This is a genomic window from Xenorhabdus hominickii (genome assembly GCF_002632725.1).
GTDB lineage: Bacteria > Pseudomonadota > Gammaproteobacteria > Enterobacterales > Enterobacteriaceae > Xenorhabdus > Xenorhabdus hominickii.
Genome location: NZ_NJAI01000004.1, coordinates 199,425 through 211,204, shown reverse-complemented (window position 1 = coordinate 211,204; position 11,780 = coordinate 199,425). Strand labels below are relative to the sequence as shown.

General features: G+C 40.7%; 12 protein-coding genes. 9 read left to right on the top strand and 3 right to left on the bottom strand.

Annotation, left to right across the window (positions count from 1 at the left end; genetic code table 11):
• Nucleotides 1–7 precede the first annotated feature (7 nt).
• Both nuoM and nuoN read left to right on the top strand, forming a co-directional pair.
• The gene (gene nuoM, locus Xhom_RS13565; RefSeq protein WP_069315212.1) at nucleotides 8–1,528 is read left to right on the top strand and encodes an NADH-quinone oxidoreductase subunit M; all 1,521 of its coding nucleotides are present in this window, start codon (nucleotides 8–10) and stop codon (nucleotides 1,526–1,528) included.
• Between the two features lie 6 nt (nucleotides 1,529–1,534).
• Nucleotides 1,535–2,992: an NADH-quinone oxidoreductase subunit NuoN gene (nuoN, locus tag Xhom_RS13560; RefSeq protein ID WP_069315213.1), complete on the top strand. Its 1,458-nt coding sequence runs from the start codon at nucleotides 1,535–1,537 to the stop codon at nucleotides 2,990–2,992.
• Nucleotides 2,993–3,119: 127 nt separating this feature from the next.
• Here the strand turns inward: nuoN and Xhom_RS13555 are convergent, their stop codons facing one another.
• Nucleotides 3,120–3,881 carry an SDR family oxidoreductase gene (locus Xhom_RS13555; protein ID WP_069315214.1) on the bottom strand — a complete coding sequence of 254 codons (762 nt, stop codon included), beginning with the start codon at nucleotides 3,879–3,881 and terminating at the stop codon, nucleotides 3,120–3,122.
• Nucleotides 3,882–4,219: 338 nt separating this feature from the next.
• Here Xhom_RS13555 and betT point away from each other — a divergent pair, with 338 nt between their 5' ends.
• Nucleotides 4,220–6,214, top strand: a complete 1,995-nt coding sequence (betT, locus tag Xhom_RS13550) for a choline BCCT transporter BetT (protein ID WP_069315215.1) — start codon at nucleotides 4,220–4,222, stop codon at nucleotides 6,212–6,214.
• 142 nt (nucleotides 6,215–6,356) lie between these two features.
• On the opposite strand, the gene Xhom_RS13545 is transcribed toward betT, so the two are convergent.
• Nucleotides 6,357–7,070, bottom strand: coding sequence for a LexA family protein (locus Xhom_RS13545; RefSeq protein WP_069315216.1), 714 nt, complete (start codon nucleotides 7,068–7,070; stop codon nucleotides 6,357–6,359).
• Nucleotides 7,071–7,168: 98 nt separating this feature from the next.
• Between Xhom_RS13545 and Xhom_RS13540 the strand changes: the two genes are divergently transcribed.
• The 6 genes from Xhom_RS13540 to Xhom_RS13515 all read left to right on the top strand — a co-directional run bounded on the left by Xhom_RS13540 (nucleotide 7,169) and on the right by Xhom_RS13515 (nucleotide 11,486).
• Nucleotides 7,169–7,390, top strand: a complete 222-nt coding sequence (locus Xhom_RS13540) for a Cro/CI family transcriptional regulator (protein ID WP_069315217.1) — start codon at nucleotides 7,169–7,171, stop codon at nucleotides 7,388–7,390.
• 85 nt (nucleotides 7,391–7,475) lie between these two features.
• On the top strand, nucleotides 7,476–7,928 hold the full coding sequence (locus tag Xhom_RS13535; protein WP_069315218.1) for a DUF2335 domain-containing protein: 453 nt from the start codon (nucleotides 7,476–7,478) through the stop codon (nucleotides 7,926–7,928).
• 360 nt (nucleotides 7,929–8,288) lie between these two features.
• The gene (locus Xhom_RS13530; RefSeq protein ID WP_069315219.1) at nucleotides 8,289–8,867 is read left to right on the top strand and encodes an NADAR family protein; all 579 of its coding nucleotides are present in this window, start codon (nucleotides 8,289–8,291) and stop codon (nucleotides 8,865–8,867) included.
• A gap of 244 nt (nucleotides 8,868–9,111) precedes the next feature.
• Nucleotides 9,112–9,882 carry a thioesterase II family protein gene (locus tag Xhom_RS13525; protein WP_069315220.1) on the top strand — a complete coding sequence of 257 codons (771 nt, stop codon included), beginning with the start codon at nucleotides 9,112–9,114 and terminating at the stop codon, nucleotides 9,880–9,882.
• 135 nt (nucleotides 9,883–10,017) lie between these two features.
• Complete coding sequence (locus tag Xhom_RS13520; protein WP_084022948.1) at nucleotides 10,018–10,845, top strand: alpha/beta fold hydrolase; 828 nt, start codon at nucleotides 10,018–10,020, stop codon at nucleotides 10,843–10,845.
• Nucleotides 10,846–10,883: 38 nt separating this feature from the next.
• Nucleotides 10,884–11,486 (top strand): RBBP9/YdeN family alpha/beta hydrolase, encoded by a 603-nt coding sequence (locus tag Xhom_RS13515; protein ID WP_069315221.1) that lies wholly within the window; start codon nucleotides 10,884–10,886, stop codon nucleotides 11,484–11,486.
• 164 nt (nucleotides 11,487–11,650) lie between these two features.
• On the opposite strand, the gene Xhom_RS13510 is transcribed toward Xhom_RS13515, so the two are convergent.
• The coding region (locus Xhom_RS13510; RefSeq protein ID WP_244590775.1) for an IS1 family transposase at nucleotides 11,651–11,780 on the bottom strand (130 nt) is incomplete at its 5' end.

Genomic DNA, 11,780 nt, shown 5'->3' with positions numbered 1-11,780 from the left:
TTGCGCCATGCTACTACCTTGGCTAATTCTTCTGCCCTTCATCGGAGGCCTGCTGTGCTGGCAGGCAGAGCGTTTCGGCACCCGTGTGCCGCGTTGGATAGCGCTTCTGACAATGGGGTTGACTCTGCTGCTTTCCCTGCAACTTTGGTTGCAGGGCGGTTATACACTGACTAATCCACAAGGCATTCCACAGTGGCAATCCGAATTCCTGCTCCCGTGGATACCCCGTTTTGGCATTTCCATTCATTTGGCTTTGGATGGTTTATCACTGCTAATGGTGGTTCTGACTGCATTGCTGGGTTCAATGGCTATCCTCTGTTCATGGAATGAAAACCAGCCATATCAAGGTTTTTTCCATCTGAACCTGCTGTGGATACTCGGCGGTGTGATGGGGGTTTTCCTTGCCATCGATATGTTCCTGTTCTTTTTCTTTTGGGAAGTGATGCTGGTGCCGATGTACTTCTTGATCGCACTTTGGGGTCATAGAGGTTCACAAGGAAAAACCCGTATTACGGCGGCGACAAAATTTTTCATCTATACCCAAGCCAGTGGTCTGGTGATGTTGATTTCGATTCTGGCATTGGCTTTCATCTATCACGATGCAACGGGAGAGTGGTCATTCGGCTATGAAAAACTGCTGAATACCCCGATGTCACACACGGTTCAATACCTGCTGATGCTGGGATTTTTCATCGCTTTTGCCGTGAAAATGCCGGTTGTGCCTTTGCATGGTTGGCTACCGGATGCCCATAGTCAGGCACCAACGGCAGGTTCCGTTGACCTTGCGGGGATCTTGTTGAAAACGGCTGCTTATGGCCTGTTACGTTTTGGTCTGCCCCTGTTTCCACAAGCTTCTGCGGAATTTGCTCCAATCGCAATGTGGTTGGGTGTTATCGGCATCTTCTACGGTGCATGGATGGCTTTCAGCCAGACTGATATCAAACGTCTGATTGCTTATACCAGTGTTTCCCACATGGGCTTCGTCCTTATCGCTATCTACACAGGCAGTCAGCTGGCTTATCAGGGTGCGGTTATCCAGATGATTGCGCATGGTCTGTCAGCCGCAGGTCTGTTTATCATTTGTGGGCAGTTGTATGAACGTCTGCATACCCGCGACATGCGTCAGATGGGCGGTTTGTGGGGAAAAATTCAATTGTTGCCAGCGATATCCCTATTCTTTGCTGTGGCAACATTGGGTATGCCGGGAACCGGTAACTTTGCCGGTGAATTCATGATCCTGTTCGGCAGCTTCAGCAAATTCACTCTGATTACTACCGTATCCGTGTTTGGTTTGGTGTTTGCGTCCGTTTATGCGCTGTACTTGATGCAGAAAGCTTATTACGGTACGCCAAAAACTGATAAACCATTACCACCGATGGATGGACGTGAAATCTCCATTTTGCTGTTGCTGGTTGTCTTGCTGGTGATTTTGGGTGTCTACCCACAACCGATCCTTGATACCTCGGCTGTAGCGATGAGTAACATCCAGAATTGGTATTCAGCTTCACTTTTAACTACAAGGCCGTAATTCGCCATGACAATAACTCCTGAACAATTGATCGCACTGTTGCCGCTATTGATCGTCGGATTGACGGTGGTGGTTGTGATGCTGTCCATTGCGTGGCGACGCGATCATTTCATCAATGCCACTCTGACGGTAATTGGTCTGAACCTGGCTCTGTTTTCCCTTTATTTTGTTGGGCAGCAGGCGCCAATGAATGTCACGCCACTGATTCATGTGGATCGCTTTGCAATGTTCTATACAGCCCTTGTGCTGATTGCGAGCCTTGCAACGACGACATTCGCTTATTCGTGGTTGGAAAATTATCCCGATAATAAAGAAGAGTTTTACCTGCTGGTATTGATTGCAGCGGCTGGAGGCGTTCTACTCTCTTCTGCTAACCATATGGGATCGCTGTTTATCGGTATTGAATTGATTACTCTGCCACTGTTTGGCTTGATTGGTTATGCATATCGCCAGAAGCGTTCATTGGAAGCCAGTATCAAATATATGCTGTTGTCTGCAACCGCATCCTCATTTTTACTATTTGGTATTGCTTTGCTATATGCCGAATCCGGTGATTTGTCTTTCTCAGCTCTCGGCAAAAGTCTAAGTGACAGTAAACTCCATGAACCACTGGTTTTGGCCGGATTGGGTATGATGCTCGTGGGTTTGGGTTTCAAACTTTCCCTTGTGCCTTTCCAGCTTTGGACACCAGATGTTTATCAGGGTGCTCCAGCGCCTGTGTCGACTTTTCTGGCGACTGCCAGTAAAGTTGCCATCTTCGCGGTGGTTATGCGTTTATTCCTCGAAGCGCCAGTGACCGGAAGCGAAACTTTGCGCATTGTGTTAACCGTGATCGCGATTGCCTCTATTTTGTTCGGTAACTTGCTGGCACTGACACAAATCAATATCAAGCGTCTGTTGGGATACTCATCCATTGCGCACTTAGGGTATTTGCTGGTGGTATTAATTGCCATTAAAGACCATACGTTGGCAGAAGAAACCGCAGGTCTCTATCTGGTGGGTTATCTGCTTGCCAGTATTGGGGCATTTGGTGTAGTCAGCCTGATGTCCAGCCCATACAGAGGCCCTGACGCAGAATCACTGTTTTCATATCGCGGATTGTTCTGGCATAAGCCGATCCTGTCAGCCGTTATGACGATTATGATGTTGTCATTGGCAGGAATACCGCTGACATTCGGTTTCATTGGTAAATTCTATGTGATCGCAACGGGTGTAGAAGCAAGATTGTGGTGGTTGACTGGTGCGGTTGTATTAGGAAGTGCCATTGGCCTTTACTACTATCTGCGTGTCATGGTCAGTTTATACTTGCCTCCACCTAAGGCACTGAACCGCGATACTCCACGCGATTGGGCTCTGACTTCTGGCGGAATAGTGGTATTGGCTACTGCATTATTAGTATTATTCCTCGGTGTTTGGCCACAACCGTTGATTGATATTGTTCAGCAGGCGAAAAGCGTCATGTAGAGCAGAAGGTCAACAAACATTATTGAAGGCCCAGCCATTATTGTCTGGGTCTTTTTTATTATTGCCTGAGTCTTTTTTATAAAAAGTAGGGAGGGGTTCAAACAAGACTATGTTTTTTTAAATCAAACTATAGCTGTTTGATATCTTCAAAAATCGGGCCTTGAAAGTAAACCGCGTTAATATGGCAACTACGAGGTTGAGTAAGAATAAACTTTATCGTTTCCCATACTGAACGACCATTCAGCACTTGCTGACCCATTCTTTTGTGATCTTCTAGAACTTCATCAAAGCCATTGACCTCGAAATCGGGAGGGTAAATTCCAGTGACACGGATATTGTCTTTGCTTAATTGATGAGAAATTGTTTGGCAGAAACCACTCATGGCATGTTTAGCTGCGAAAAAGACCGGATGAGCGACAGATCGGGTAAAGTTCGGAATACCGCAGACTGACACCATTGCAATAATATCGGCTCCCTGTGATTGGCGTAGACTTGGCAATAGTGTTTTGGTTAAGAGTATGGAGCCTGTCGCGCCTGAATTCATTGTACTAATAATATCGGCATCACTATCATTATTACTCAGATTACCTTCCAGCCATTGAGCAGCACTCAATACCAAAATATCAATAGGCGTACTGTCTTGCAGCAATTGATTGACAAATGCATTCACTGATTGAGTATCACTGATGTCACATTGGTAGCTTCTTGCTATTCCACCTTCACTGCGAATAATTTCCGTGGTGGCTTCAGCACTTGCCAATTGGCGGGCGCAAAGATCGACATGAGCACCTTCACGAGCTAACCAGACAGAAATAGCTTGCCCAAAATCGCGGCCACCGCCAGTTACTACAACACGCTTACCTTTCAATTCATTTAATACATTTGACATAGTTTCTGTTTCCCTCATATCCAGTTTATGCAATTAAACAGAGAAGTTAGGTTAACATTTATTTTGTTAACTTATTAACAAATAATGTCTAACTTGATTTTAATATGAATTAATGAGGTTTTTTTGCAACTTTAAAATGGAGAGTAGACCTCTGTCTAAATGCAGTTGCATCTTCTTTTATGTTAAGGTGACCATTAATGCAGATTGAGTGAATTATGAACACAAGATATCTGTGATATATGCAAGCCTTTGTTAAGGTTGATTTTTATTGGGATCTCCAAAAATATTTTTTGGAATAAATAGGAGATAGTGTCGGACACTAATTTTGAAGGATAATTATGAGTCAAGATAATACTGGTCAGGTAAAGACTAAAACTTACATTAATCCACCAGTCTTTTTCTTCTCAGCGTTTTTGGTCATTGCACTGGTGACATTCGCTGGTTTGAAACCCGAACTTGCCGACCGATGGTTTAAATCTTTGCAACAATACCTTTTTGTTAATGCCAGTTGGTTTTATATTCTGGCAGTTGCGTTGATTTTACTCTCGGTAACTTATCTGGGTTTGTCCAGATATGGCAACATAAAATTGGGTCCCGACCATGCTGAACCAGATTTCAGTTATTTTTCCTGGTTTGCCATGCTTTTTTCAGCAGGTATGGGGATTGGACTTATGTTTTTTGGCGTGGCAGAACCTGTCATGCACTATCTAGTACCCCCAGTAGGTACGCCCGAAAGTATTGCGGCTGCAAAGCAGGCCATGCAGCTGACTTTCTTTCATTGGGGGCTTCATGCTTGGGCGATATATGCCATTGTAGCTTTGATTCTAGCATTTTTTAGTTATCGACACGGTTTACCTCTGACTTTACGCTCTGCCTTGTATCCGATTATTGGTGATAAAATTTACGGTCCGATTGGCCATGCTGTAGATATCTTTGCGGTTATTGGTACAGTATTTGGTGTTGCCACCTCTTTGGGCTATGGCGTTCTTCAGGTTAATGCCGGTCTTAACCATTTATTTGGTTTACCTATCAATGAGACAGTTCAGGTTGTACTAATCATTTTGATTACAGCTCTAGCAACCATCTCTGTTGTTTCTGGCTTGGATAAAGGCATCCGCATTCTTTCCGAAGTTAATCTGAGCTTAGCCGTTTTATTGCTTATTTTAGTGGTTGCTTTGGGGCCAACCGTACTATTGCTGAAATCTTTTGTGGAAAACACGGGTGGCTACCTTTCAGAAATTGTCAGCAAAACGTTTAATCTGTATGCCTATGAACCTAAATCCAGCAATTGGCTAGGGGGATGGACATTATTGTACTGGGGATGGTGGCTATCTTGGTCTCCATTTGTTGGCATGTTTATCGCTAGGGTTTCCCGAGGTAGGACAATTAGGGAGTTTGTGACTGGCGTCTTATTCGTACCCAGTGGTTTTACCCTGATGTGGATGACGGCATTTGGCAATAGCGCCATTGACTTGATTGCCAATAAGGGGGCAAAAGAATTAGCCCACGTAGTCCAGGCAGATGTCTCGCTGGCATTATTCAACTTCTTGGAACATTTTCCGTTTCCGACAGTTTTGTCGTTCATTGCCATAGCAATGGTTGTCATGTTTTTTGTCACCTCCGCTGACTCTGGGGCAATGGTGGTTGATACGTTAGCTTCTGGTGGTGCTAATAATACACCGATCTGGCAACGGATTTTTTGGGCTAGCCTGATGGGCGTGGTTGCCATTGCACTATTGATTGCTGGGGGCTTGTCTGCCCTACAAACGGTAACAATCGCCAGCGCGCTTCCTTTCTCTATTATCTTGTTGATCTCAATTTATGGTTTACTCAAGGCACTGAGAATTGATGCCTATAAGAAAGACAGTCAGCAAATGACCACGATTGCTCCTCCAGCCAGTCGTAACCCGATCCCGTGGCAAAGGAGACTAAGAAATATCGTTTATTATCCTAAAAGTTCTCAAGTGAAGCGATTTATGAACGAAGTCATCCAACAAGCAATGGAAATGGTGGCAGAAGAACTAGAGAAGCAGAACAAAGTTGTGATTGTTAATGATGAAATGGACGATCGAATTCATCTGGAAGTTGATTTTGGTGAAAACCTTAACTTCGTGTATGCGGTTCGCTTGAGAGCCTATATTCAGCCAACGTTTGCTCTTGCAGGTCTAGAAGATAATGAAAAAATTGAGGAACAAAAATACTACCGTGCTGAAGTCTATCTCAAGGAAGGAGGACAGGATTACGATCTGATGGGATGGACCCAAGAACAGATCATCCATGATATTTTGGATCAATACGAGAAGCACATTCATTTTTTACATTTGGTTCGTTAATAAAAAACCTTCAATTCCCAGACTCACAATCTGGGGATTTTTTTACTTCATTATTCATTACCGTTGTGCTGTATCTTAAAATCTATTGGGTATATTGAAAGACAATAAATATAGGTTATAGGGAGTTAAATAATCTTTTCATTTAAGGCAACTCCCCAATTTTGGCCTCTACAATCACCCCAACAATATGCACATGATCATTGAGTGGTATCATATTGTATTGATTATTCAGTGGTTTTAAAAAAGTATCGTACCCTTCAGTGATCAATTGCTTAAAAGTGAGTTCTTTTGCTCCATCAAGTTTTGCAACTACCAAATTATTGGATCTCGGTTTTATGTCTGGATCAACTAAAATAATCATGCCTTGTGGGATACTTAATCCATTCGGTGATACCATTGAATCACCTTTCACTTCTAGCCAAAAAGCGCGTTGTGAGCATTTGACGGATGTCTCATATCTCGTTTGGGTGCTGTCTGTATAGTATTTTGATGTGGGATCTTCGCACCAATTACCAGCATTTATCCAGTCGAGCAGTGGGTATTGTTTTTGAGAATGTGGCTCGCCAACAAACGTAACATTATCACCATAAAGAACGGTAACAAGTTTCCTTGCCTGCATATCCAGTGATGGGCTGAAGTCAGCAATTTTAACGTTCAATTTTTGGGCGAAATAAGTTGCCATCTCCAAATTAAGGGCATTTATGCCATTGAGATAATGTGAAATGGCGCTTTGCGTCTTGCCAATTTCTTCAGCAAGAGTTTCCTGAGAGATGCCTAGCTGTTTTTTCTTGGACTCAAATAAGTCTTTTAAGCGTGCGGCATCTGCAAGCTGTTCTGGTGTGAGTTTCTTTTTCATGCCCTCATTTTAATACCATTGCTATTAAAATGATAAATACTAAAAGTATTGAAATATTTAGTACTTGAGATATTATTATGCGGTGAGCTGGAGGAAACATGGAAAAAATTCCGTTATCAGAATATGTGAAACTGTATGGCCAAGCTAAAACAGCACGTTTGGTTGGTGTTCATCAAACTGCGATAAGTAAGGCATTACGAGCGGGTCGTAAAATATTTTTGGTGTGCCAAGAAGATGGAACCTATAAAGCTGAAGAATGCCGGCCATTTCCCAGCCAAAAGCAAACCACATTGAAGGCCGAGGAAATATCAGAGGTATAATTAATTCATCTCTATTATAGGTTGAACTTAATTATCTAACTGATTTTATTAAGATGTTTTTTGTGTATATTGCTCAGGAGAGAACATGAATTCTAACATTCGTCACTATCTTAGAGTGACAGGGAGTATTCTTGATATCATGCCTGCAAACGATTATAGCGATGCTTTAAATACTGATCCATCAAGTGAGGATTTACTTGAAAATCAATCTGTTTCGCATTCTCCTGACTTATTTCCGTCTCCTGATGTATTAAAAAGCTATGAATCTATTCTTCCGGGTTATGCAGAAAGGGTATTTTCTTTCAGAGAGAAAGAGCAATGCTTTCAACATGAAAGGCAGCAAAAAGCACTTGATGGCTTGATAAATCGGGATAAAAGAGGGCAATGGATGGGTTTTTCCATTGCTATGTTTATTTTAGCTGTTGCTACTATTTTTGCATTTAGAGGAGAAATGCTGTTTGCCGGCACGTTAATCACACTTGATTTGGTAGGATTGGCTGCCGTGTTTGTTATCGGACATAAATCAAATATTAAGTGATTTTAAAATAGTATTATAGGTTGTTTATAAAAGATATCATACATTTTTACATCTTGTTTTATTTGAATTTTTTTTGATTATTATTTAATAATCAATCGATTTGATTTTTAAGATTATAAGCCAGTTAAGCGGACAGAATATACATAGACAAACTTGGAAAAAATTGTATGATAGGAATGTGTTTATACATTAAAAAATAAATTATAGTCTATCCCAATAGATTTTTTTGTTGCAGATAAATATTGATTTTCGACGGTGTGAAAAAATTTTAATATATATTAAATATGTCAATATCTTGAGTGTAACAAAAATTAAATGACATAATGGGATAGGCATATTAATATGCTATAGAGAGTTAATATGGATATTAAAAACTTATGTGACCTTTACCAATCAGGAAAGAAACTGAAATATATTTTTTTCTGGGGTCATAAAACTAATCATGCCAATCAAGTAATCAAATCTTGCCTTAGCCAGTGGTATCCGGCCCACTTTACTGTTGATGAAGTAACATATACCAGTGCGGAACATTATATGATGGCAGAGAAGGCGCGTTTGTTTAATGATTCAGAAATACTGGAGAAAATTATCAACGCTAAAAGCCCAGGAGCTGCGAAAGCCTATGGTCGAGAAATCCGTGGGTTTAAACAATCAATTTGGGATGAACACCGGCTAGAGATCGTGATTGAAGGAAATTTAGCAAAATTCTCCCAAAACAAACCATTGGGAGAGTTTTTATTGAATACGGGAAATAAGATACTGGTTGAGGCCAGCCCTGTTGACCGAATTTGGGGTATTGGACTAGCAGAAGATGTTCCTAATATTCAAAATCCATTAACGTGGGATGGTTTGAATTTATTAGGTTTTGCACTAATGCGTGTACGCGATAAATTAAATAAAGACTCCATAAATGCAGAGTTGCATCGAAATGATAAGTAAATGATCTAGATCTTGGGGCCTAGTGGTTAGGCTCTAAGCCTCAAATTAAATTTCTTAAGTAATATAGCTTATTGCAGATGTTCCGATTAGCCTGATAATCGCGAATTAATAATTGTAATCTAAACAATCTTTTCTGATATAGAAAAAGAAATCGATAGATATTACTCTGTATTTAATGAGTGTTTTTACAGCTATCCATTTTTACACAACCCTTTCTTATTCATACTATTTAAGGAATTTAATCTTGCCTGATTCAGTTTTATTTTCTGCAATAAAAAGACCGGAAGCTGGAGTGCAATTGGTATTTTTACACCATGCCGGAGGCTCTTGTTTCTCTTACGTAGAATTGGCTCATAAATTATCGGGCTTTATTGATGTCTATTGCTTGGAACTTGCGGGCAGAGGAATGCGTGTTTCAGAGCCGTTCCAGACAGATGTTGAAGCTATATTGTCCGATATCCTTGCTTCAATAAAACGTTTGAGGTTGGGCGAGGACAAACCCTTATTGTTGTTTGGGCACAGTATGGGGGCAGAGTTTGCCTATCAGGTAGCTCATAGGCTTGAGAAAGAAGCACCTAAACAGAAATTGGCACTCATTCTCTCTGCCCGTGGTTTTTTCGATCCCGAAGAATTGAAAAATGAGCCAATTGAAGAATATACCGATGATTATGTATTGAATGTACTTGATCAGTGTGCAGGAACTCCACCTGAAGTACTTGTTGACCCTGACTTGCGAAACTATGTGATCAACACCATGAGGAATGACATGATTTTATTGGATTCTCTGACTCGATTACCAAAGATGAAGCTAAATATCCAAACTCATGTGATAGGGGGAAATAAGGACAATAGGGTCCCTGTTTCTCAACTAACTCAATGGCGGCGGTTATTATCTGAGTCAGCAGAACAACAAGTTTTCACCGGAGGTCATTTTTATTTGTTCTCTAATGATGAAGTGAGATCTTGGCTAGAGAAAAAAGCCAGAGAGCTTGCAGGGCAACTTTATACCCAATAGGTTTCGAGTTACATCGTGTCGGCAAAGAAACGAATCTCTGAAAACATGGCTGACTGAGATAAGTGAGCGTAGCCAACAACGATGTAACTTGAAAGAAAATAGGGATAGGTTGATCGTTTTTATAATGGGCAAGCAATGTTCAAATATCAGGAAAATAAAATAACCGTTAATGGTGTTCAACTCGTTTATCTCTGCAATGAAGAGAATAATAAAACACCTTTATTGTTTCTACATGGAGCTTTGGCGGATAGCTATATGTGGAACAAGCATATGTTTGAACTGGAAGATACTGTATCACCAATGTCTTTAAGTCTGCGTCATTTTGGTGATTCAGATAAAGTTGGTGCATTTGGCATAGAAACCCATGCTAATGATGTTGTCGAAATGATTTGCAAATTAGGCTGCGAACCTTTACATCTGGCTGCATGGTCTTATGGCGCTGATGTGACATTGTTATCGGTATTAAAAGCACCTGAGTTATTTCGTAGTCTTTTTCTCTATGAGCCAGGATATCCGGTTCATTTAACTGAAGATGAATCCGCATTATTCATGGTGGATGCTCAGGTTATGTTTGGCCCTTTATTTGAACAATCAGGAAAATTAACACCGCCTGAAATGGTAGAGATTTTGATTGATGGTTCAGGCAATCAAAAAGGGTATTTTGCTTCACAACCTGAAGTTGTGCGAATGGCTCAGTTAGCGCAAGCAGATACAGTGATAAAGCAATTGGGTCAAGTTGAGAAACCCGATATAAACGCTAATTCTTTAGTAACGATAACATTACCTGCTTATGTCTCTTATGGTGAGCATTCACGTTCGCTGTTTCGGCTGGTTAGTGCATCAGTGGCGAGGAAAATTCCCAATTGTCAGTTGGAAATTGTTTCGGAGGCAACGCATATGTTTCCTATGGAGCAACCTACTGCTTTTAGTGAAAAAGTAAAGAATTTTATCCAAAATATATGATCCACTAAATGGATGAGTTGCTGAATAAGGTAAAGCTAATGAGATTAGAAAAGGTAAATGGTAGGGGACTATTTTCAGGCAAAAAAATAATTATTGTACATGGATATACTGCATCACCTTCATCAAACTGGTTCCCTTGGTTAAAAGCGATTTTAACTGAACAAGGGGCGGATGTTATTGTGCCTACAATGCCTGAATCATTAGCCCCTAAACCTGAAGCATGGGCTAATATGCTGATGGATATAGTGCCAACAGTAGACGAAAATACAATTATTATTGGTCATAGCCTCGGGTGTATTACTGTACTGCGGCATTTGGAGGCGATACGCTCTACATCTTTCCATATTGGCGGGTATATTTTGGTTTCTGAATATGATTCTCCTCAGCCTACTTTACCTGAATTAGATGATTTTACTGTTGGACCGTTGAATTATGCTTTCTTGCGTGAATTAACTGAACATCGAATCTCAATTATTTCATTAAATGATGAAATTGTTTCTCCACAATCGTCTCAAGCTTTAGCTGACGCACTACAAACTAAAATCATTAACATCGATAATGGTGGGCACTTTCTTGATAGGGAAGGATTTACCCAATTATTACCTGTCTATGATGCCTTGAAAGTGATGGTATCAGAATAATCTTTTGTTCCATTAAGCTTAAATAGTGGGAATAGCTTTTGCAGAGTGGTGAAAATTTTGATTTATTATTTTCAATGTTTAAACTACTTACCTTGAATGCACATTACACATTAAAGTACACAAAGCTATGTTATCGGTCATGTATTAAATAGTTAGATTGAATATCAAAAATAGTACTCACGCTCAATAAAAGTTCCTATCACCTTATCGTGCATTTCTTCGGATTTTGAATAACTGATAGTTTTTCTATTCAGTCTTTTTACTCGAGTACGCTGAGTTAAATTCGTTCTCTCT

Excerpts from the sequence above, each read along its gene's own strand:
- nuoM (WP_069315212.1), top strand. The coding sequence starts at position 8 with ATGCTACTACCTTGGCTAATTCTTCTGCCCTTCATCGGAGGCCTGCTG.
- nuoN (WP_069315213.1), top strand. The coding sequence starts at position 1,535 with ATGACAATAACTCCTGAACAATTGATCGCACTGTTGCCGCTATTGATC.
- Xhom_RS13530 (WP_069315219.1), top strand. The coding sequence starts at position 8,289 with ATGGATATTAAAAACTTATGTGACCTTTACCAATCAGGAAAGAAACTG.
- Xhom_RS13535 (WP_069315218.1), top strand. The coding sequence starts at position 7,476 with ATGAATTCTAACATTCGTCACTATCTTAGAGTGACAGGGAGTATTCTT.
- Xhom_RS13545 (WP_069315216.1), bottom strand. The coding sequence starts at position 7,070 with ATGAAAAAGAAACTCACACCAGAACAGCTTGCAGATGCCGCACGCTTA.
- Xhom_RS13515 (WP_069315221.1), top strand. The coding sequence starts at position 10,884 with ATGAGATTAGAAAAGGTAAATGGTAGGGGACTATTTTCAGGCAAAAAA.
- Xhom_RS13540 (WP_069315217.1), top strand. The coding sequence starts at position 7,169 with ATGGAAAAAATTCCGTTATCAGAATATGTGAAACTGTATGGCCAAGCT.
- betT (WP_069315215.1), top strand. The coding sequence starts at position 4,220 with ATGAGTCAAGATAATACTGGTCAGGTAAAGACTAAAACTTACATTAAT.
- Xhom_RS13520 (WP_084022948.1), top strand. The coding sequence starts at position 10,018 with ATGTTCAAATATCAGGAAAATAAAATAACCGTTAATGGTGTTCAACTC.
- Xhom_RS13555 (WP_069315214.1), bottom strand. The coding sequence starts at position 3,881 with ATGTCAAATGTATTAAATGAATTGAAAGGTAAGCGTGTTGTAGTAACT.